Source organism: Novosphingobium resinovorum (assembly GCF_001742225.1).
In the GTDB taxonomy this organism is placed as follows: Bacteria; Pseudomonadota; Alphaproteobacteria; order Sphingomonadales; family Sphingomonadaceae; genus Novosphingobium; species Novosphingobium resinovorum_A.
The window spans coordinates 2,754,098-2,776,327 of record NZ_CP017075.1 but is presented as its reverse complement, the minus strand read 5'-3'; the positions used below and the strand labels follow the sequence as shown (position 1 = coordinate 2,776,327).

The window sequence follows — 22,230 nt, the reverse complement described above, 5'->3', positions numbered from 1 at the left end:
CCACCCCGTCCGGCTAGGCCCTTCGGGCCAAGCCTCCCGGCCCTCCCTCCTTCGACAAGCTCAGGATGAGCGGGAGGGCTGAACTACACTTTCTCCCCTCCCGCTTGCGGGAGGGGCCGGGGGTGGGTTTTCCTGCCTTCGCTCAAACCCGCTCGGCCCGCACCGCCATCAGCCCGAACAGGCTGAGGAGCGCCGCGCCGGAAATGTAGAGGCCCACGAACAGCACGCCGCCGCTGTCGGCCAGCCCCTGCGCCACGGCGGGCGCGAAGCCGCCGCCGACGATGCCGCCCACGTTGAACGCGATCGAGGCGCCGGTGTAGCGTACCCGCGCCTTGAACAGCCTGGGCAGCAGTTCGGCGATCGGGCCGTAGACGAGGCCCATGGTGAACAGCGCGACGCACAGGAACACGCCGATCACGAACAGCGATCCGGTCGAGAACATCAGGCCCATCACCGTGCCCAGCAGCACCGCGCAGAAGCATCCGAACATCAACACTGAACGCGAGGAGCGCCTGTCGGCCGCATAGCCCGCAACGACGATACCTACCGCCATGAACAGGATCGCGAACAACTGTACGCCAAGGAATTGCTGACGGCCGAAGCCCAGCGTCGCAGTGCCGTAGCCCAGTGCGAAGGTGGTCGCGAGATAGTAGAGCGCGAAGCAGGCGATCACCGCGAAAGTGCCCGCCACCGTCTCGCGCATGTGGGTGCGGAACAGCTCGACCACGGGGATGGCGCGGTGGTGGTCGTCTTCCTTCGCGAAGACCGGGCTTTCGGAAAGGCGAAAGCGGATCCACAGGCCGAGGCCGACGAGTACCGCGCTCAGCAGAAAGGGGATGCGCCAGCCCCAGGCGGCGAACTCCGCGTCGCTCAGCACCGAACTGATGACGAGGAACAGCCCGTTGGCCGCGAAGAACCCAACCGGAGCGCCCAGCTGCGGGAACATGCCGAAGCGCGCCTCGTAGCCCTTGGGCGCGCTCTCCACCGCCAGCAGCGCCGCGCCGCCCCACTCGCCGCCAAGGCCCAGGCCCTGACAGAAGCGCATCAGGCACAGCAGGGCAGGGGCGATCCAGCCCGCGCTCTCATACGTCGGCAGCACGCCGATCAGTACCGTCGCCCCGCCCATCAGCAGCAGCGAGGCGACGAGCGTGGACTTGCGCCCCACGCGGTCGCCGAAATGGCCGAACAGCGTCGCCCCCACCGGCCGCGCGATGAAGGCGATGGCGAAGCTGGCATAAGCGGCAAGGTGCTGGACGGTCGCGGACTCGGCCGGGAAGAACAGCGGCCCGAAGACGAGCGCGGCGGCGGTCGCATAGATGTAGAAGTCGTAGAACTCGACGGCGGTGCCCACGAGGCTCGCGGTCAGGACGCGGGCGTTCTGGCGGTAGACGTTCATGCTTCGTGGTGCTCCCCTCGCTCGGCGGTATCCTCTAGCGGGCCGGAACGCTCATGACGAGAGGGTCCGTCGTTCCGGCTTGCGCTCAGTTCTGCGCGGAGATCGCGTGGATCGGCAGCAGCGCCGCGCCCAGCGTAACCGGAGACCCGCGCAGCCCGGACACGCGCACCGGCGGGCCGCGCCCGTCCACCGTCGTCACCAGCGAGGCCGCGCGCAGGCGCGAGGCGAGACCCTCCAGCACGTCGCCGGGCACCGCACCCGCCAGCACGATGGCGCCGGGATCGAGCCAGGCGAAGGCGGTGTCGGCGACGACCTCCAACTGCCGCGCGGCGCGGTCCATCCATTGTTCTATCGCGGGGCGCTGGGCTTCGGAGGCAAGGTCGATCTCGCTCACCGAGGTCAGGTCGCAGCCGCTGGCGCGCAAGGTGGAGAGCAGGTCGAGCGGGCTCGGCCGCGGACGGTCGCCGGGGAACAGGCAGCCGACTTCCCCGGCCACGCCGAACTGGCCGCGTACCAGCCGCCCGTCGACGATGACCCCGGCGCCGATCCCGTAGCCGAGCAGCAGCACCACCACGGTCGAGAATTCGCGCAGCAGGCCGCCCATGTAGAACTCGGCGATGGCGGCGACGTTGGCGTCGTTCTCCAGCCACAGCGGCCAGCCCAGTTCGGCGCTCAGGATCTCGCGCAAGGGTGTGCCGCGCCAGCCGGGCATGTCCTCGACCACGCTCCACCGCTCGCCTTCCAGCGAGAGCGCCGGGCCGGGCACCGCCACGCCGATGCCGAGCATGCGCTGGCCGAGCAGGCCGTGCCGGTCGACAAGGTCGTGCGTCACGCGGCGGACGCGCTGCGCGAACTGGCGAGGGTCAATGGGATCGCTGTCTTCGCGGTGGGTGGCGATGGTCCGGCCCGCGAAATCGACGATGGCGATGTCGAGCAGGCCCTTGTGCGCCGTGGCGCCCACCGCATAGCCGCCCTTCGACGCCAGCCGCAGCGGGATCGCAGGGCGTCCGCGCCCTTGCGCGCCGCCTTCGGTCACTTCCTCGATGAGGCCGAGCGTCAGCAGTTCGCGGGAGATGCGGGTGAGGGCTGTGTGGCTGATCTCCAGCCGCTCCGCCAGCGCCGAGCGCGACAGCGCGCCCGCCTTGCGCAGCTCATGAATTATGCGCCGCTGGTCGATATCGAATGCGGGAGTGGCCATGGGGATCCTCGTCGTCCCGGACTTGATCCGGGACCGGTGCCTGTCTTTAGGAGAAGGAGTTTCGGCAAGACGCTTGCACGCGACGTGGGCGGTTCACCGCCAGCGGTCCCAGATCAAGTCCGGGACGACGTACTCGCTTTATTTATTTTCACAACAATAATTAAAAACGTCACACAGCGCGTCCAGAGCGCCCCCGTCGCCGCCTCCCCGGCGATCCAGATTCATGAGGGGCCGTCATGCTCAAGTCCGTTCTCGCCACTGGCGCGGCGTTTGCCGCGCTCGCCACCGCCTTCACGCCCGCCTACGCCGACGAGGCGCCCGCTGGTGCGCCCACCGCTTCGAACGAATCGACCGGCGATGACATCATCGTCACCGGCTCGACCCGCGCCGAGCGCCGCTTCGACGTGTCCTATGCGGTCAACACGATCTCGCAGGAAGATTTCGAGAAGATCGCCCCGGTCAACTTCGCGGACCTGATCGGCCAGCTTCCCGGCTTCCAGACCGAGATCACCGGCGGCGAAGTGCAGAACATCTACCGCATCCGCGGCCTGCCCAACGATGGCGGCTTCGTGAGCTTCCAGCAGGACGGCCTGCCGCTGTTCCACGAGAACGACGGCGTGTTTTTCCGCGGCGACGCCATCCTCAAGCAGGACCTGATGACCGACCACGTCGAAGTCGTGCGCGGCGGTCCGGCCCCGGTCTACGCCAGCTACTCGGGCGCGATCATCAACGCGATCACCGTCACCGGCGGCGAGGAAGCGCGCGGCAAGGCGCAGGTCACGCTGGGCGATACCGGCCTCTACCGCCTCGACGCCTATCAGGCGGGCAAGCTGGCCAAGGACACCTACTACGCGGTCGGCGGCTTCATGCGCTACCACGACGGCTACCGCGACAACGGCTTCCCCAATGACAAGGGCGGCCAGATCCGCGCCAACATCAAGCATGTGACCGACAACGGGTTCATCAAGCTGAACTTCAACTACGTCAACGATCACAACACGTTCTATCTGCCGATCCCGACCAACAATCCGCTGACCGGCGCGTCGCTGAACCAGTACATCGACTACTTCGACGGGACGATGAACTCGCCGGCCTTCCGCAACGTCAACCTCAAGTACCGTGACGGCAACGGCGTGGTGCAGAGCCGCAATTCCGATCTTTCGGACGGCCGCCACATGCAGATGGTGAACTTCGGCGCGCATTACGAAGGCGACTTCGACGGGTGGCTTGTGACCGCCGCTGCCGGTTACACGCAGGGCAAGAACGACTTCACCGCATTCTACTCGACCACCAACCCGGCCGACGGCAACGCCTTCGCGGCAGGCTACCTCGCCCGCGCCACCACGGCGTTCGGCGCGGTCGACCACTTCGGCTACACGCTGGCGGGGACCAACACCGTCTATGATCCCTATGCCGCTTCCGGCCTCGTCATGCAGGGCCAGTACCGCGACATCCACTCGAAGTTCTATTCGGGTCAGGCCAACCTCTCGGTCGCACGCAAGTTCGACACCGGCATCGGCACCCACGACATCAAGCTTGGCGTCTACGGCAGCCTCTATGGCGAGGACAGCCGCACCCTCTACCAGAACTACCTGATCGAAGTGTCCGGCAAGCCCCGCACGCTCGACCTCGTCGCGTACAACGCCGCCGGCTCCGAACTGGGCCGCGTCACCGACAACGGCGTGCTGAACTACGCCGCGACGCTCAACCAGGGCGACAGCGACGCCAAGATGTTCGCGCTCTACGCCAACGACACCTGGGAAATCGTGCCCGGGCTGCGCATCGACGGCGGCATTCGCCACGAACGCTACAGCTACAAGGGCTGGGCCGCGCTGACCGAAGCCGCTAACCTTGGCGACACGACCACGCTGGCCGACGACAGCACCCGCGCCTTCACCGGCGTGATCCTGAACCAGAAGCTCAAGCCCAGCGTCACCAACTGGACGATCGGCGCGAACTACGACTTCTCCAGCCACATCGGCGTCTACGGCCGCGCCTCGCACCTCGAGACGCCGCCCAACGTCCAGACCGTGATGAGCATCAACCCGACGATCATCACCACCGTCGCCGACCAGTTCGAGGCGGGCCTCAAGCTGTCGATGGGCCGCTCGTACCTCTATGTGACGGGCTTCTACACTAACTTCGACCCGCTCAATGCCTCGTTCCTGGCCTACGATCCGACCACGGGCCGCAATGACGTGAACGTGCCCTTCATCGGCGAAGCGCAGGTCAAGGGCATCGAGTTCGACGGCGCCTGGAGCGTGACCCCGTGGTTCACCCTCAATGGTGCGCTGACCGTCAGCGATCCGAAGTACAAGAACTTCCAGAGCAGCACCGGCGCCGACCCGGAGCAGGCCGAGGGCAACCAGATCGTCCGCCAGCCGAAGGTCTACGGCAACATCCGTCCGAGCTTCGACTTCACCACGGGCGACACCGACGTGTCGATCTATGGCCGCTACACCTACATGGGCAAGCGCTTCGTCGATCTCTACAACAACACCGCGCTGCCCGCTTACGGCACCGTGGGCGCGGGCGTGACGGTGAAGCACGGCACATGGCAGCTGCAGGTCGTCGGCGACAACCTGTTCAATGCCCACGGCCTGACCGAAGGCAATACCCGCACCGACTCGCTGGCAGGGCAAGGCAGCGCCGAGGCGATCTACGGGCGTCCGATCTTCGGCCGCAACTTCCGCCTCGTCGTCGGCAAGTCCTGGTAAGGACGGCGGCAATGCGGAAAGGTTCGGCGCGCATGGCAGCGGTTGCCGTTGCTGCGGCACTCTCGCTCACGACGGTCTGCGCGTCGGCACAGGATGTCAGGGCGCAGGCCGTCAGGGACACGGTGACGGAGAGCCTGTCGCAGCGGTTGTTCCCGTTGTTCGACGCGCTGGGCCGCGATCCTGCGGCGCTCAATGCGCTGCAGGCTCGCCCCGAGGTCGCCGCCATGCTGCGCGCCCGGTTCGACCGGCGGGCGGCCTGCGGCACCGACCTCGGCTGCGTGGCGCAGGCGATGGTCTGGACTGACGGCGAGGCGCAAGTCCTCGCCGCTGCTGCCTCGGGGAAGGCCGCGGACGACGGCCCCGCCGCGCAGGCCGGGCGCGAGATCGCAGGCATCAACACGATCGTGCGCACGTATGGTCTGGGTCAGGTGCCGCCGTATCCCGGCATCGACGGTGCCGGCATGGTCGACCCGCAGGAGGCCCGCTCGCGTCTGCAGGCGGCCACATGGCTGTCGCAGACGGTGCGCGCGAATTCGCTGCAGGCGCTCGATCCCAGCCTGGACTATGCGCTGGCGCTGCTCGATGCCGCCGACCGCCGCGATGCCATCAGTTATGAGCCGCTCACCGGCGGCCTCAACGCCCCCGCCTTCAGGCGCGCTAAGGGCCTCGACTGGAAGCGCTACCGCTATAGCGCGCTGATCGTCACCGGCGTCGGGCCTGAGGTCGATGGCATGCCGCTCAGCCCTTACGGCAAGTACCACGTGCGCCTTGCCGCCCAGCGTTTCGCGGCGGGGGACGCGCCGTTCCTGATCCTCACCGGTGGCCATGCCCACCCGCGCGCCACCGCCTTCGCCGAAGCCGAGGAAATGCGCCGCGCCCTGATCGAGCGCTACGGCGTCCCCGCCGAGGCCATCGTCATCGAACCGCACGCGCGCCACACCACCACCAACTTGCGCAATGCCTCGCGCCTGCTGATGGCCATGGGCGCCCCGCTGGACAAGGACACGCTGATCGTCTGCAACCCGGACCAGAGCGCGATGATCGAGAACCCCGAGTTCGCGGCGCGCAATAACCGCGAACTGGGCTATCAGCCCGGCACCATCGGTGCGCGCGTCTCACCGACCGATCTGGAATTTCGCCCATCCGCCCTTTCTGCGCGCGTGGACCCGCGCGATCCGCTGGATCCCTGATCGGAGCCGTTCCCCATGCGTAACATCCTCCTCGCCACCATCGCCGCACTCGGCCTCAGTCCCACTGCCGCACTGGCCTGGGGCGGCACTGCCCACACCGTCATCGACCGCGCCGCGATCGAGGCCATCCCCGAGGACGGCCCGGTGTTCCTGCGCAAGTACGAGGACTATATCGGCGCCTCCTCGCTGCTCCCCGACAGCTGGCGGGGCAACTCCGAGAACTTCTCCAAGATCGAGGAAGACCCCAACCACGGCTGGTTCCGCGAGCAATTCACGTTCCTCAAACCCATCCCCCGCTCGCGCTACGAGTTCGTGATCGCGCTCTACAAGCAGTACGAGAAGATCAAGGACAGCGATCCCGAAACCGCCGCGCGCACCAATGTGCGCTGGACCGGCACGCTGCCTTATGCCGCGATCGAGGCCTATGACCGCATCGTCGTGTGCATGCGCCGCATCCGCGCGGCGAACGCGGAAGGCAAGGACGCCTCCGTGGCCGAGCAGAACTGCGCTTTCGACGTCATCCGCCTCGGCCATTACATCGGCGACGGGGCCAACCCGATGCACGATTCGGTCAGCAGCGATGGCTGGCGTGGGCCGAACCCGCATGGCTACACGACCGACCGCACCGTCCACGGCCGCTTCGAGAGCCAGTTCGTCGACGGCATGAAGCTGACGGTGGCCGACATCGCCCCGCGTATCGGCAAGCCCGGCCGGACCTCGGGCGACATGTTCGACGCGGTGCTGGCCTATCTCGACCACTCGGGCGACAAGGTGGGCGAGGTCTTCGCGCTGGAGAAGCGCGCTCAGTTCGCCGACTTCACCGACAAGCGCGTGCGCGAGATGGTCTATGAACGCACGGCTGCGGGGGCGACGATGCTGCGCGACATGCTCTGCCGCGCCTGGGCCGAGAGCGCCGCGCCTCCGGCCAAGGTCGAACCTTCGCCGATCGACTTTGCCAACCCGAAGTTCAACCCGGAAACCGGCTCGGCGCCCGATTGAACTTTCCGATCCAGCGCGGCGCGTACCCGGGCGTGCCGCGCGTGGCCGATGTCGAAGCGGCGTAGCAGGACGATGGCGGACAGGGCTCCCATCAGCGGCAGGCCCAGTCCCAGCGCCAGCATGCCGGTTTCGACCGAAGTGCCTTGGTGCTCTCCGGGCACGTAGCCCAGCCAACCCAGCGACCACCCGATCAACGCCGTCGCCGCCGCGCCGCTGGCCTTCACCGCGACGAGGTAGAAGGCGAAGAGACCCGTCTCCAGTCGCCGCCCATGGCGCAGCGCCACGAAGTCCACCGCGTTGGCCAGCAGTCCCCAGGGCAGCATGAACACCGAGGCGAGGCCGAAGCCGATCACCGCCACACAGGCTAGCAGGGCGTCGGGGCGATCCAGGCACAGGGCGAACAGCACGAAGCCCACTGCGCTGACGCCGTGGCCCATGGCCAGAACCCGCGCCTGATCCATCCGCGCCGTCAGGGCGGTCCAGAACAGCACCCCGGCAAACTGCCCGCAGGTCATCGCCAGCAGCAGCGTGGCGACCAGATCGGGCCGCTCGACCACGTATGTGCCGATGAACAGGATCATCCGCCCGAACGTCGGCATCGCGAAGCCGGTGACAAGCGCCAGAAGGCCCATGCCCAGCACCAGCGGATCGCGCAGCGGCACGCGGATGGCGTCCTGTCCGGCGGCATCCGCTGACGTCCCGGCCTGGCGCCCCGAGGTCGCGACGCACAGGATCATGGTCAGCGCGAAAAGCCCTGCAGCGAATGCTCCGGTCACCGCCAGCGCATCGAAGGCGCGGCTGCGCGCGGCATGCTGCACGAGCGGGGTCAGCACCATCGCCACGCAAAGCGAACTGGCGGTGCTGAACAACAGCCGATAGCCGGATACGCGCCCGCGCGCCCGGCTGTCGCTGGTCATCTGCGCCATAAGCGCGTTGTGCGGCACGTCGATCACCGCGTAGGCGCCGCGAAACACCAGCATCGCCGCCGCCAGCAGCCAGCCCTGATGGAGACCGGAGGCGGGCATGGCGTAGAGCATCGCGAAGGCCATGCCGCAGGGCACCGTGCCGGTCGCGACCAGCCAGCGATAGCCGCGTCCCTTGCGTCGCAGCCGGATCACCAGCGCGGCCGCGACCAGATCGAACACGAGGTCGCCCGCCAGCGCGACCAGCATCAGCGACCCGGCCGCCGTCGCGCTCAGGCCGAGCAGGTCGGTCAGCAGGAACAGGATCGTCATGTCCGCCCCGGCAAAGACCAGCGCCTTGCCGAAATTCCCCGAGGAATAGGCGAACAGCCGCGCCTCACGCGCGATGACGGCCAGAGTGTGGCCTGGGTTGGGCATGGAACCGGCCGCTAGCGGCGGATCATGACGGCTGTGCGACACAGGGCCGTGTTAGGGGCCGTTCAACAAAAGAGAAGGGCCGCCATCCCGGTGGATGGCGGCCCTTTCCGGTATCGATCCTCGCGCCGGAGTTAGCGGCTGGCGAGTTCCTTGTTCAGCCACAGGGCCAGCAGGGTCGCCAGCGCGCCCGAGAGCAGGTAGCCGCCCGAGGCGATCAGGCCGAAGTGGGTGGAGAGCAGCAGCGCCGCCAGCGGGGCGAAGCCGGCGCCGAACAGCCAGGCAAGGTCGCTGGTGAGCGCCGAGCCGGTGTAGCGGTGGTCGGTCGGGAAAGCCGAGGCGACGACGCCCGAGGACTGGCCGAACGACAGGCCCAGCAGGATGAAGCCGCCGATCATGAAGACCAGCTCACCGGCCGTACCTCCGTCGAGCAGCTGCGGCGCGAAGCCGCTGAATACCGCGATGCCGACGGCGCAAGTGCCGAGCAGGGTGCGGCGGCCGTAACGGTCGGCGAGGCGGCCCGAGAACAGCACGGCGACGAGGCCGAAGACGGCGGCCAGCACTTCGATCAGCAGGAAGCGGGTCGGCGCTTCCTTGGTGAAGAGGAACACCCACGAGAGCGGGAACACGGTGACCATGTGGAACATCGCGAAGCTGGCGAGCGGGGCGAAGGCGCCGATCAGGACGGTGCGGCCTTCCTTGCTCACGGTGCCCATGACGCTGACGGGCTGCAAGTCGCGGCTTTCGAACAGGGTCTGGAATTCCTCGGTGACGACGATGCGCAGGCGCGCGAAGAGCGCGACGACGTTGATCGCGAGCGCCACGAAGAACGGATAGCGCCAGCCCCACTCCAGGAAGTCGGCGGCGGGCAGCACGGCGATCATGTAGGCGAACAGCGCGCTGGCGACGATGAGGCCGAACGGCGCACCGAGCTGCGGCACCATCGCCCACCAGCCACGGCGGTTTTCCGGGGCGTTGAGCGCGAGCAGCGAAGCCAGGCCGTCCCAGGTGCCGCCGAGCGCGAAGCCCTGCGCGATGCGGAAGATCGCCAGCAGCCAGATCGCGGTGGCGCCCATGGTCTCATAGGTCGGCAGGAAGGCGATCGCGGCAGTGGAGCCGCCGAGACCGAACAGCGCGATCGTCAGCTTGACGCCGCGGCCGTAGGCACGGTCGAGCGCCATGAAGAACAGCGAACCGAACGGGCGCGCGATGAAGGCCAGCGCGAAGATCGCGAAGCTGTAGAGCGTGCCGGTCAGCGGATCGACGAAGGGGAAGAACAGCTTCGGGAACACCAGCACCGAGGCGATGGCGTAGACGAAGAAGTCGAAGAATTCCGAGGTACGGCCGATGATCACGCCGATCGCGATCTCGCCGGGCGAAATCGCGTGGTGCGGCTTGAACGTCGGCAGGCCGAGTTCCTCGCGGGTCGGGGTCGTGGTTGTGCTCATCTGGCGTATCTCGGCCTTCGTCTGGTATAACACGGGAATAAGCGAGAGTCCCGCCCGTCCGCGAATCGCACCGGCGCGACGGACGCGCGGCTTCACAATTGGCCGCCCTATTGTATCTGAAACGCCGTAAGGGGATTGGACAAAATGTCCTATGTTCGCATCCGCAGCACGGGCCTAGGCGACGCGCCATGCAACCGCCCGAGTCACGTCTGAACCCGCCCGGCCGTCGTTTCGGCCCGTTCCGTAACCGCGCGATGCGCGTCGTGGGCGCCCTCGGGCTGACCGCTGCGCTGTCGGCGTGCAACACCCTCGTGCTCAAGCCGTCGGGCGATGTTGCACAGCAGCAGGGCGACCTCGTGGTCGTCGCGACGCTGCTGATGCTGCTCATCGTCGTGCCGGTGATGCTGGCGGTGGTGATCTTCGCGTGGCGCTACCGTGCCAACAACAAGGACGCGAAGTACGAGCCGGACTGGGATCACTCGACCCAGCTCGAACTGATGATCTGGGCCGCGCCGCTGCTCATCATCATCTGCCTTGGCGCCGTGACCTGGACCAGCACCCACCTTCTCGATCCCTACCGCACCATCGGCCGCATCGACGCCCAGACCCAGGTTTCGCAGGATGCGAAGCCTCTCGAGGTCGAAGTCGTCGCGCTCGACTGGAAGTGGCTGTTCATCTACCCCGAGCAGGGCGTTGCCACGGTCAACGAACTGGTCGTGCCGAGCGGCCGCCCGCTGAACTTCAAGATCACTTCCGCGAACGTCATGAACTCGTTCTACGTTCCGGCGATGGCGGGCCAGATCTACGCGATGCCGGGCATGGAAACGCGCCTGCACGCGGTGATGAACTCGAACGTCGAGTCGGTCGGCTTCTCGGCCAACTACTCGGGCGCGGGCTTCACCCATATGCGCTTCAAGATGCGTTCGGTTTCGGACGCGGACTTCGCCAAGTGGGTCGGTGACGTGAAGACCACCGGCACCAGGCCGCAGCCTGCGGGCGACGTGATCGCCGCCGAATCGTTCACCGGCGTTCCCGCCAAGCAGATGGGCGGCACCCTTGACCGTGCGGCCTACCTCGAACTCGAGAAGCCGACGCAGAAGGTTCCGGCGATCCGTTTCGCCAACGTCGATCCCAAGCTCTATGACGCCGTCGTCAACATGTGCGTCCAGCCGGGCAAGATGTGCATGAGCGAGATGATGGCTCTCGACGCGCGCGGTGGTCTGGGCAAGGCGGGCATCCGCAACGTGCAGATGCTGTCGTACGACAAGGACGGCCGCGACAGCGCGGTTGCCGAGAGCGCGAACCCCAGCGACGCGGTCAAGCGCGAGCTGGCCTGGGTCCGTGCGCTGTGCGAGCAGATGCCCGGTCAGGTGCGCGACGGTTCCGTCAAGGCGCCTTCCGACCTTCGCTCGCTGAACGGCGCCGGGATCCCCGCGCCGCAGTCGATCGGCTTCGGTGGTGAGGACGCGCCCGCCGCGTCTTCGCCGAAGCCCGCTCACATTTCCCTGAATTCGCGGAACTGACACTCATGGCCATCGAAGCCGAAGCCCATAACCACTGGAGCCCGCTACTCGGGCGCCTGTGGCTGGATGCCATCCCGCAGGAGCCGATCGTGCTCGCGACCTTCGTGGTCGTGATGCTCGGCGGCGCCGCGCTCGTCGCGGGCCTGACCTACTTCACGCTCTGGGGCTATCTCTGGAAGGAGTGGTTCACCAGCGTCGATCACAAGAAGATCGGCATCATGTACATGATCCTGGGTCTGGTCATGTTCCTGCGCGGCTTCGCCGACGCGATCATGATGCGCGCCCAGCAGGCGATGGCGTTCAACGGCAACGACGGTTACCTCAACGCCCACCACTACGACCAGGTCTTCACCGCGCACGGTGTGATCATGATCTTCTTCGTGGCGATGCCTTTCGTCACGGGCCTCATGAACTACATCGTGCCGCTGCAGATCGGTGCGCGTGACGTCAGCTTCCCGTTCCTGAACAACTTCAGCTTCTGGATGACCACCGCCGGTGCGGTGCTCACCATGATGTCGCTGTTCGTGGGTGAGTTCGCGCAGACCGGCTGGCTGGCTTATCCGCCGCTGTCGAACCTGGCGTACAGCCCGTGGGTCGGCGTCGACTATTACATCTGGTCCCTGCAGATCGCGGGTGTCGGCACGCTGCTTTCGGGCGTCAACCTGGTGTGCACCATCGTCAAGATGCGCGCGCCCGGCATGACCATGATGCGCATGCCGGTGTTCACCTGGACCTCGCTTTGCACCAACATCCTGATCGTCGCCGCCTTCCCGGTGCTGACGGCGGTGATGACGATGCTGACCGTCGACCGCTACCTCGGCTTCAACTTCTTCTCGAACGACTTCGGCGGCTCGCCGATGATGTACGTGAACCTGATCTGGATCTGGGGTCACCCCGAGGTCTACATCCTCATCCTGCCGCTGTTCGGCGTATTCTCGGAAGTCGTCTCGACCTTCTCGGGCAAGCGCCTGTTCGGCTACTCGTCGATGGTCTACGCCACGCTGGTCATCACCATCCTGTCGTACCTCGTGTGGCTGCACCACTTCTTCACGATGGGTTCGGGCGCGAGCGTCAACTCGTTCTTCGGCATCACCACCATGGTGATCTCGATCCCGACCGGCGCGAAGCTGTTCAACTGGCTGTTCACGATGTACCGCGGCCGCATCCGCTACGAGCTGCCGATGATGTGGACCGTCGCGTTCATGCTGACCTTCACGGTCGGCGGCATGACCGGCGTGCTGCTCGCGGTGCCGCCTGCGGACTTCGTGCTGCACAACTCGCTGTTCCTGATCGCGCACTTCCATAACGTGATCATCGGCGGCGTGCTGTTCGGCATCTTCGCGGCGATCAACTTCTGGTGGCCCAAGGCCTTCGGCTTCAAGCTCAACCAGTTCTGGGGCAAGGTCAGCTTCTGGCTGTGGGTTCCGGGCTTCTGGTTCGCCTTCATGCCGCTCTACATCCTCGGCCTGATGGGCGTGACCCGCCGCATGCGCGTGTTCGACGATCCGTCGATCCAGATCTGGTTCGTCATCGCCGCCTTCGGCGCCGTGATGATCGCCGGTGGCATCGGCGCCATGCTGGTCCAGTTCGCCGTCTCCATCTGGAAGCGCGAGGAACTGAAGGACGAGACGGGCGATCCGTGGAACGGCCGTACGCTGGAGTGGTCGACCTCGTCGCCGCCGCCGGAGTACAACTTCGCCTTCACGCCGCTGGTCCACGACCTCGACGCCTGGGACGACATGAAGCGCTGCGGCGTCCAGCGCCCGACCTCCGGCTTCCGTCCGATCCACATGCCCAGCGGCACGGGGACCGGCCTGATCCTGGCGGGTCTGTCGACGGCGCTCGGCTTCGCGATGATCTGGTACATCTGGTGGCTTGCGGCGGTCTCGTTCGCCGGGATCATCGGCTATGCGATCTTCCATACGTTCAACTACAAGCGGGACTACCACATCCCCGTCGAGACGGTCGAAGCGACCGAGGCGGAACGCACCCGCCAGCTCGCCGCCGCGGGAGCCTGAGACATGACCGCTACGACCGCACCGACCCACGATCTCGATCAGGCGCAGCTTCAGGCCGCGTTCTACGACCTGAACGAGCATGACCACCCCGAAGGCGGCAGCACCATGCTGGGCTTCTGGGTCTACCTGATGAGCGACTGTCTCATCTTCGCCATGCTCTTTGCGGCATACGGCGTGCTGGGCGGCAGCCTGGCCGCCGGGCCGGGGCCGAAGGACCTGTTCGAGCTGCCGCTGGTGGCGCTCAACACCGCCATGCTGCTGTTCTCGTCGATCACTTACGGCTTCGCCATGCTGGCCATGGAGAAGAACAACAAGGGCGCGACGCAAGCCTGGCTGCTGGTCACCGCCGTGTTCGGCGCATGCTTCCTCGGCATCGAACTCTACGAGTTCAGCAACCTCATCCACGAGGGTGCGACGCCGATGCGCTCGGGCTTCCTCACCGCGTTCTTCTCGCTGGTAGGCACGCACGGTCTGCACGTCACCTTCGGCCTGATCTGGCTGTTCACGCTGGTGGTGCAGGTCGGCAAGAAGGGCCTGATCCCGGCCAACAAGCGCCGCCTCATGTGCCTGTCGCTGTTCTGGCACTTCCTCGACGTCATCTGGATCGGCGTCTTCACCTTCGTCTACCTGATGGGAATGCTGTGATGGCGAACGAACACGCCCACCCCAACCCCGCCGCGCACGATCACCACGACGAGCACGGCGCGAGCCATGGCTCGATGCGCGAGTACGTCGTCGGCTTCCTGCTGTCGGTCGTGCTCACCGCGATCCCGTTCTGGCTGGTGATGACGGGCGCGATCCCCGACAAGCAGACCACCGCGCTGGTCATCATGGCTTTCGCCGTGGTGCAGATCGTGGTCCACATGATCTACTTCCTGCACATGAACACCAAGTCGGAGAACGGCTGGACGGTCATGGCGCTGATCTTCACGATCGTTCTGGTCATCATCACGCTGTCCGGTTCGCTGTGGGTCATGTTCCACCTCAACACCAACATGATGCCGATGAGCGTCCACGACATGGGCCAGCTGCCCTGACCGAGGACCGCACAACGGCGGCAAAAGGAGCGCGGCGGCCCATCGGGCTTGCCGCGCTTCTGCTAGTGGCCTTCGCGATATTCGTGGGCCTGGGCATCTGGCAGATCCAGCGGATGCACTGGAAGCATGCGCTGATCGCCCGCGTCGATGCGCGCGTCCATGCCGCTCCACAGGCGCTGCCGCAGGACGGCAGCCTCGGCCCCGATCTCGAATATCTTCGCGTCCGCGTCTCGGGAGTCTATGACGGGCCTGCGACCGCGCTGGTGCGGGCCGCCACGGAACGCGGAACGGGCTACTGGACGATGACGCCGCTGCGCCTCGAAGACGGCAGGCTCCTGTGGGTCAACCGCGGCTTCGTGCCCGCCGGGACCACCCGCGCCGCCGCCGGAGCCTCGGCGCCTGCGGGCAAGGTGTCGATCGTCGGCCTGCTGCGCCTGCCCGAGCCCAAGGGCAGCATCCTGCAGTCCAATGCCCCGCAGGACGATCGCTGGTACTCGCGCGATACCGCCGCACTGGCGCAGGCGCGCAAGGTGGGCGCCGTCTCCCCCGCCTTCGTCGATGTGCAAGTGGAGCAGGCGAGCACCGCGCCCGCCCTCAAGCCCGTACCCGGCCTCACCCAGATCACGTTCCCCGACAGCCATCTCAGCTATGCCCTGACCTGGTTCGCGATGGCGGCGCTGTCGCTGGTCGCGCTCGCCTATACATGGCGCCGGGCGTGATCGAGCGCCTGGCGGCGCTGTTCGCGCCGCCGGAGGTGCCGGGCAGTACGCCGAGCCGTTCCAGCGTCGTCCTGCTCACCCAACTGCGCTGGACGGCGGTGTTCGGGCAGCTGGCCACCATCGTCGTGGTCTCTGCCGTGCTCAAGGTCCGCCTGCCGCTGGCGCCGCTGCTGCTGGCGCCGCTGCTGCTGATCGTCATCAACCTGACCATCGCGCGGGTCGTGCTGCAGCGCGAATCGTTCACCCAGCGCGAGATGTTCTCGGCGCTGATGATCGACGTCGTCGCGCTGTGCTGGCAGCTTTACTACTCGGGCGGGGCGACAAACCCGTTCACCTTCCTGTTCCTCCTCCAGATCGTCATCGGCGCGATCATCCTGGAGGCGCGCTGGAGCTGGCTCGTCGCGCTCAACGCCTGCCTGTGCATGGCGTTGCTGACCTTCTTCTACGAGCCGCTGCAGCTGCCCGATCGCTTGGCGGGCGATCACTTCCACCTCTACATCTACGGCAGCCTGTTCTGCTTCGTGCTGGCCGCGGTGCTGCTGATCGTCTTCGTCGTGCGGCTCGATCGCAACCGGCGCGAAAGCGATGCGCGCCTCGCCGCCTACTACCAGCAGGCTGCGGAGGAGGACCATATCATCCGCATGGGCCTGCTCGCCTCGGGCGCGGCGCATGAACTGGGCACGCCGCTCTCGTCGATCTCGGTGATCCTGGGCGACTGGAGCCACGAGCCGACGATCAGGGACGATCCCGACATGGCCGCTGACCTTGCTGACGTGCGCCGCGAGCTGGAGCGCTGCAAGACGATCGTATCGGGTATCCTGATGTCGGCGGGTGAAGTGCGCGGCGTCGATCCGGCGGTGACCACCGTGCGCGGCTTCATCGATGATCTCGCCGAGGAATGGCGCACCCGCATCCCCGGCGAACTGCGGGTGATCGACCGCATGGACCATGACGTCGAGATCATCGCCGATCCGGGCCTGCGCCAGATCGTTGGCAACGTCATCGACAACGCCATCGAGGTCTCGCCCGACCTCGTCCTGATCGAGGTCTGGCTGGAAGGGGAGGGCGCCGCACGGCAGGTCATGCTGACCGTAAGCGACCGCGGCCCCGGCTTCGCGCCCGAAGTGCTGCGCCGCATCGGCCAGCCCTATATCTCGACCAAGGGGCGCGACGGGGGCGGGCTCGGCCTGTTCCTCGTCGTCAACGTGATCCGCAAGCTGGGCGGGGCGGTCTCGGTGGAGAACCGTGAAACCGGCGGTGCGAGCGTGCAACTGGCGATCCCCCTCGCTACACTGGCGCTCGAAGAACAAGAACAACGGCAGGAGAAGCAATGACCGACACTCCCTCCGCCATCGGCGCGACGGGCGCCAGCCTGCTCATCGTCGAGGACGACCCCACGTTCGCGCGAACCCTGCGCCGCTCCTTCGAACGGCGCGGCTACCGCGTCGCCTCCGCTGCAAGCCCCGAAGAGGCCGAGGCGCTGTTCCTGGCGGACAGCTTCGAGTTCGCGGTGGTCGACCTGAAACTCGGCGCGGGTTCCGGCCTCACCGTGGTCGAGGCGCTTCATGCCCATGCGCCGCAGACGCGCATCGTTGTGCTGACCGGCTACGCCAGCATCGCCACCGCCGTCGAAGCGATCAAACTGGGCGCCTCGCACTACCTCGCCAAACCCTCCAACACCGACGACATCGAGGCGGCCTTCGCGTCGCTGCGCGGCGATGCCAGCGTGCCGGTGGAGGGCCGCAAGACCTCGATCAAGACGCTGGAGTGGGAGTACATCCACCAGACGCTGGTGGAGTGCGAATTCAACATCTCCGAAACCGCGCGCCGCCTCGGCCTCCACCGCCGCACGCTGGCGCGCAAGCTCGAGAAGCGGCAGGTTTGACACCTTCGACAAGCTCAGGGTGAGCGGAGGTAGCGTAAACCTCCAACCCCGCTCAGGCTGAGCCTGTCGAAGCCCCTGCAGTTTCCCGCGAGCCGCCAATACGCTATACAACCCACGAGAAGCCCCCGGTGATCGGAAACCATGTCCAGCTGTGATCTTTGCGTCGTCCGCAACCGGGCGATCTGTGCCGCGCTCGACGCCGGCGAACTGAACGCGCTCAACGCCATTGGGCGCACGCGCAAGCTGACCGCCGGGGAATCGATCATCTGGGAGGGCGAGGATTCGGTCCTCGTCGCCAATGTCATCGACGGCGTCCTCAAGCTCTCCACCAACACCGAGGACGGGCGCGAGCAGATCGTCGGCGTGGTCTATCCTTCCGACTTCATCGGACGCCCGTTCGGCGGCACCACCGGGCACGGCGTCACCGCGCTGACCGACGCCAGCGTCTGCGTGTTCTCCCGCCGCGACTTCGACGCCTTCGCGCGCGAGCATCCGGCGCTGGAGCACAAGCTGCTCGAACGCACGCTGGGCGAACTGGACCGCACGCGCCGCTGGATGTTGCTGCTCGGCCGCAAGTCGGCGGCGGAGAAGATGGCGAGCTTCCTCGTCGAGATGACCGAACGGCTCGGCGGCGCCGGCTGCCGGATCGATTTCGAGCATCCGGGGCGGCGAATCCTGACCCTGCCGTTCTCGCGCCAGCAGATCGCCGACGTGCTGGGCCTGACGATCGAGACCGTCAGCCGCCAGTTCACCCGGCTCAAGAACGAGGGCGTGATCGACCTGCCCTCGCGCCGCGAAGTGACGATCCTCGATTTCGACACGCTGGTCGCCGAGGCAGGGTAACGGTTCGTCCCTGTAACCGGCTCGCGGGAAACCATGGCGAGGCGGCGGCGTTGCCACTGGCATGTTTCATTCGCCCATCGTGCCGGGCTCCCTTGGCGCTCACCCGCACTACGGCCTGTTCAGTCGGCACACGGCCGTGCTGTTCGTGCGCAATGCCGTGGCCTCGTGCCTGTGCTTCGCGATCGACATGGCGCTGATCTGGCTGATGGTCTCGCAGCTTGGCATCGACAAGTTCGTGGCGGTGACGGTGGGGTTCCTCTTCGCCAACTCGCTGAATTACGGCCTTGCACGGGTCTGGGTGTTTCGGGAGAGCGATCGCGGGATCTTCACCGGCTATGTCTATTACCTCACCAACGCGCTGGTGGGGCTGGCGGTGATCCTCGGCGGTTTCGCGCTGCTGACCACGGTGTTCGACGCGCATTATCTGCTCGCGCGGGTGATCGTCTCGCTGTGTTCGGGCACGCTGGTGTTCATCCTGAACGCGACGCTGAACTTCCACGAAGTGTGAATGGGTAGGATGCGGGAACGCCGTCACCCAACACCGTCATCCCAGCGAAGGCTGGGACCGCTGGCCGAGTAAAGCCCAACCCTCGGCAGGGCGTTTGAACGATAGTTGGCCGTAACAGGCCAGCGGTCCCAGCTTTCGCTGGGATGACGATGTCGTTCGTGCAGCGGGGTCACGCAAAAATACCCGCTGGCGAGTGCGGGCCATTACGCCGGGGAAATCAACGCATCCGAAGGTAACATCGGGTCGGCGTCGGGAGCGTCCTCACCGGGACGCGGGGTTTTGTTTTCCGTGAAGCTCTGGCGAGCGGCCGGGTAACTCACGGTGCAGCCCGGTTCGACCTGTATTCCATCGGACTTGTCCCATGTGGCCATCGTTAGGGTTCGCAGCGTTATCGGCCGAAGGCTATCCGGGATGGCCCTCCCATGCCCTGCCGTGTGTCGCAGGAACGTATGGACGGCGTTTCCGGTAGCGCAGAGACAGTCCGGGTCTTCGATGGGCGCGTGGTTTGCACAGCTGCGGCTTGAAACCGCATCCCGGCCCACGACGCCGACCCGATACACCGGAGCGACGTGATCATTCGCCGCTCCGGATGTCGGGCCATATAACCTATGTGGTTATGTTTGTCAAGGGCAAGCGCGCTCAGAACCGGTACGACAGGCCCGCGCTCAGCACCCACGGGTCGAGGTCGTGCTTCGTTTCCAGCACCTTCGCCCCATCGGCATAGAAGCTGGCGGTCGGCTTGATGAAGTACTTCTTGGCATCGAGCGTCACGCCGTAGCCGCTCTGGCCGAGCGCGATGTCCACGCCCGCCTGCAGCACCGCGCCAAAGGAGTTCGACATCTTCACCTTGTCCACGCCGAGCGCCTGTGCGGTGGCGCCGGGCTTTTCGTCGAACACGAAGAACAGCGCGGGGCCGGCGCCGACATAAGGCTTGATCGGGGTGCCGGTGTCGAGGTGGTACTTGGCGGTCACGGTCGCGGGCAGGATCAGCACGTGATCGACAAGCCGCGTGCCCGCAAGGTCCGCCGCACCGCCCACGTGATGTTGGGTGAAGCAGCAGATCGTCTCGACCGAGACGGCCTTGGTGAAGAAATACTCGACCGCGAGGGTGGGCACGACGTTGTCGTTCGCCCGGGCGTCCACATCGGTGACGCCCATGCCGGTGAGCGTGGTGGCAAGGCCCGAATCGATCGACTTGACCTTGTCGATCCCGCCGTCCGGCAGCACTGCCGTGCCCAGCACCTTGACCTGAAACCTGCCGTCCGGGCTTCCGGCCATCGCGGGCGTGGTGAAGGCAGTGGCCGCAAGCGCGGCGGCGAGCAGGGTGATCTTGCGCATATCCGTGTCTTTCGAATGACCGCCGGGGCTGCACCATGCATGTCCCCCCTCTTGAGCGGCCCTTGCGGTTTGCGCTTCATGCAACCGGGATGAATTGATCGGGCGCAAGTCGGGGAGAATTTTGCTTTCGCCCCGTCGTCCCGGACTTGATCCGGGACCGGTGGCTGTCTTTAGGCGCGTGCTGCGCGGCGGGGGCTTCGACAAGCTCAGCCTGAGCGGGACTGATAACTTCCTCTCAACACCGCTCAGGCTGAGCTTGTCGAAGCCCCTGCGGCGCGCACCGCGAGGCGGGCCGTTCACGGCCAGCGGTCCCGGATCAGGTCCGGAACGACGAGGGTTTTTGATCCCCGTCAATGCGACTCCCGGCTCCAGCGCCCAAGGCGGACCCTGATCAGCAACTCATCTCGAAAAGAGACAGCTTATGGTTTCGGTGCTGGCGCGGGCAGGCGTGTGGCTTGCCGTGCTCTTCCTTGCCGTGATGGCCTCCGCGCTGGCGGTGGATCAGGGCTTCGCCATCCACATGGGGATCGTCGCCATCGCGGCGATGACCGCCTTGTGGTTCACCTTGCGCGGCGCCGACTACGACGGCATCGCCCGCGGCGTCCTGCGGTTTCCCGATCAGGGGCGCTATGACGACGACCCGATCCGCTGGGGCATGATCGCCACGGTGTTCTGGGGCATGGCGGGCTTCCTCGCGGGCGTGTTCATCGCCGCGCAGCTGACCTGGCCCTGGCTCAATCTGGAGCCCTACCTCAACTTCGGCCGGGTCCGCCCGCTGCACACCTCGGCGGTGATCTTCGCGTTCGGCGGCAATGCCCTGATCGCGACGAGCTTCTACGTCGTCCAGCGCACCTGCCGCGCGCGGCTGGCCTTTCCCGGTCTCGCCCGCTTCGTGTTCTGGGGCTACCAGCTGTTCATCGTGCTGGCCGCCACCGGCTACCTCCTCGGCATCAGCGAGGGCAAGGAATACGCCGAGCCCGAATGGTACGTCGACTGGTGGCTGACCATCGTGTGGGTCTGCTACCTCGCGGTCTTCGTCGGCACGATCGTCAGGCGCAGCGAGCCGCACATCTACGTCGCCAACTGGTTCTACCTCGCATTCATCGTCACCGTGGCGATGCTGCACGTGGTCAACAACCTCGACCTGCCGGTCAGCCTGCTGGGCTCCAAGAGCTACCCGCTGTTCGCGGGCGTGCAGGGGGCGCTGGTGCAGTGGTGGTACGGCCACAACGCGGTGGGCTTCTTCCTGACCGCCGGCTTCCTGGCCATGATGTACTACTTCGTGCCCAAGCAGGCCGAGCGACCGGTCTATTCCTACCGACTGTCGATCATCCACTTCTGGTCGCTGATCTTCCTCTACATCTGGGCGGGGCCGCATCACCTGCACTACACCGCGCTGCCCGACTGGGCGCAGACGCTGGGCATGGTGTTCTCGATCATGCTGTGGATGCCGAGCTGGGGCGGCATGATCAACGGCCTGATGACGCTCAACGGCGCCTGGGACAAGGTCCGCACCGATCCGATCATCCGCATGATGGTGATGGCGCTCGCCTTCTACGGCATGAGCACCTTCGAAGGCCCGGTGATGAGCATCAAGAGCGTCAACTCGCTCTCGCACTATACCGACTGGACCATCGGCCACGTCCACTCCGGCGCGCTGGGCTGGAACGGGATGATCACCTTCGGCGCGATCTACTACCTCGTGCCGCGCCTGTGGGGCCGGGAGCGGCTCTACTCGCTGCGCATGGTGAACTGGCACTTCTGGCTCGCGACGCTGGGGATCGTGTTCTACGCCGCCAGCATGTGGGTGGCGGGCATCACCCAAGGCCTGATGTGGCGCGAATACGGGGCCGACGGCTACCTCGTGAACTCCTTCGCAGACTCCGTGGCGGCGCTCCATCCGATGTACGCGCTGCGCGCCTTCGGCGGCGCGCTCTACCTCGCGGGCGGGGTCATCATGACGGTCAACGTCTGGGCCACGATCCTCGGCAAGCTGCGCGAGGAAAAGCCCCTGCGCGATGCCGCCTACGATCCCGCCGCCGACCGCCCGATCCTCGCGAACTGACGACGAACA

General features: G+C 66.4%; 17 protein-coding genes and 1 pseudogene. 13 read left to right on the top strand and 5 right to left on the bottom strand.

From position 1 onward, the window contains the following. Positions 1-142: 142 nt before the first annotated feature. Complete coding sequence (locus tag BES08_RS12985) at positions 143-1,396, bottom strand: MFS transporter (protein WP_008831188.1); 1,254 nt, start codon at positions 1,394-1,396, stop codon at positions 143-145. Positions 1,397-1,481: 85 nt separating this feature from the next. After that, positions 1,482-2,594, bottom strand: a complete 1,113-nt coding sequence (locus BES08_RS12980) for an ROK family transcriptional regulator (RefSeq protein WP_069708550.1) — start codon at positions 2,592-2,594, stop codon at positions 1,482-1,484. Positions 2,595-2,830: 236 nt separating this feature from the next. Between BES08_RS12980 and BES08_RS12975 the strand changes: the two genes are divergently transcribed. Genes BES08_RS12975 through BES08_RS34015 form a run of 3 tightly spaced genes read left to right on the top strand, consistent with a single transcriptional unit; the run spans position 2,831 to position 7,500 of the window. Next, the gene (locus BES08_RS12975) at positions 2,831-5,311 is read left to right on the top strand and encodes a TonB-dependent receptor (RefSeq protein WP_069708549.1); all 2,481 of its coding nucleotides are present in this window, start codon (positions 2,831-2,833) and stop codon (positions 5,309-5,311) included. 11 nt (positions 5,312-5,322) lie between these two features. Continuing rightward, a complete protein-coding gene (locus BES08_RS12970; RefSeq protein WP_231958003.1) occupies positions 5,323-6,501 on the top strand; it encodes a YdcF family protein in 1,179 nt (392 codons plus the stop codon). A 15-nt stretch (positions 6,502-6,516) separates the two neighbouring features. Beyond that, complete coding sequence (locus tag BES08_RS34015; RefSeq protein WP_231958001.1) at positions 6,517-7,500, top strand: phospholipase C/P1 nuclease family protein; 984 nt, start codon at positions 6,517-6,519, stop codon at positions 7,498-7,500. Between the two features lie 59 nt (positions 7,501-7,559). Here the strand turns inward: BES08_RS34015 and BES08_RS12960 are convergent. Then, positions 7,560-8,840, bottom strand: a pseudogene (locus tag BES08_RS12960) (MFS transporter); the annotation flags it as partial. 131 nt (positions 8,841-8,971) lie between these two features. Further along, positions 8,972-10,285, bottom strand: a complete 1,314-nt coding sequence (locus tag BES08_RS12955; protein WP_069708547.1) for an MFS transporter — start codon at positions 10,283-10,285, stop codon at positions 8,972-8,974. Positions 10,286-10,473: 188 nt separating this feature from the next. On the opposite strand from BES08_RS12955, the gene cyoA reads away from it, so the two are divergent. The 9 genes from cyoA (at position 10,474) to BES08_RS12910 (ending at position 18,818) form a co-directional block, all read left to right on the top strand. Continuing rightward, entirely contained in the window at positions 10,474-11,808 is a 1,335-nt protein-coding gene (gene cyoA / locus BES08_RS12950; protein ID WP_069708546.1) for a ubiquinol oxidase subunit II, read from the top strand. A 5-nt stretch (positions 11,809-11,813) separates the two neighbouring features. Then, on the top strand, positions 11,814-13,826 hold the full coding sequence (gene cyoB / locus BES08_RS12945; RefSeq protein ID WP_197524373.1) for a cytochrome o ubiquinol oxidase subunit I: 2,013 nt from the start codon (positions 11,814-11,816) through the stop codon (positions 13,824-13,826). A gap of 3 nt (positions 13,827-13,829) precedes the next feature. Beyond that, positions 13,830-14,471: a cytochrome o ubiquinol oxidase subunit III gene (gene cyoC / locus BES08_RS12940; RefSeq protein ID WP_069708545.1), complete on the top strand. Its 642-nt coding sequence runs from the start codon at positions 13,830-13,832 to the stop codon at positions 14,469-14,471. After that, positions 14,471-14,863, top strand: a complete 393-nt coding sequence (gene cyoD / locus BES08_RS12935; RefSeq protein WP_008831373.1) for a cytochrome o ubiquinol oxidase subunit IV — start codon at positions 14,471-14,473, stop codon at positions 14,861-14,863. The genes cyoC and cyoD overlap by 1 nt, the downstream gene beginning before the upstream one ends. Before the next feature lie 65 nt (positions 14,864-14,928). After that, positions 14,929-15,582, top strand: coding sequence for an SURF1 family protein (locus BES08_RS12930; protein ID WP_083274670.1), 654 nt, complete (start codon positions 14,929-14,931; stop codon positions 15,580-15,582). After that, positions 15,567-16,916, top strand: a complete 1,350-nt coding sequence (locus BES08_RS12925) for an ATP-binding protein (protein WP_069708544.1) — start codon at positions 15,567-15,569, stop codon at positions 16,914-16,916. The genes BES08_RS12930 and BES08_RS12925 overlap by 16 nt, the downstream gene beginning before the upstream one ends. Continuing rightward, positions 16,913-17,467, top strand: coding sequence for a response regulator transcription factor (locus BES08_RS12920; protein ID WP_069708543.1), 555 nt, complete (start codon positions 16,913-16,915; stop codon positions 17,465-17,467). The genes BES08_RS12925 and BES08_RS12920 overlap by 4 nt, the downstream gene beginning before the upstream one ends. Before the next feature lie 141 nt (positions 17,468-17,608). Further along, the gene (locus BES08_RS12915; RefSeq protein WP_008831369.1) at positions 17,609-18,310 is read left to right on the top strand and encodes a Crp/Fnr family transcriptional regulator; all 702 of its coding nucleotides are present in this window, start codon (positions 17,609-17,611) and stop codon (positions 18,308-18,310) included. 61 nt (positions 18,311-18,371) lie between these two features. Continuing rightward, a complete protein-coding gene (locus BES08_RS12910) occupies positions 18,372-18,818 on the top strand; it encodes a GtrA family protein (protein WP_008831368.1) in 447 nt (148 codons plus the stop codon). 639 nt (positions 18,819-19,457) lie between these two features. Here the strand turns inward: BES08_RS12910 and BES08_RS12905 are convergent. After that, a complete protein-coding gene (locus BES08_RS12905) occupies positions 19,458-20,156 on the bottom strand; it encodes an OmpW/AlkL family protein (protein WP_069708542.1) in 699 nt (232 codons plus the stop codon). Positions 20,157-20,577: 421 nt separating this feature from the next. Here BES08_RS12905 and ccoN point away from each other — a divergent pair, with 421 nt between their 5' ends. Further along, positions 20,578-22,221 (top strand): cytochrome-c oxidase, cbb3-type subunit I, encoded by a 1,644-nt coding sequence (gene ccoN / locus BES08_RS12900; RefSeq protein WP_036525759.1) that lies wholly within the window; start codon positions 20,578-20,580, stop codon positions 22,219-22,221. Positions 22,222-22,230: the final 9 nt, after the last annotated feature.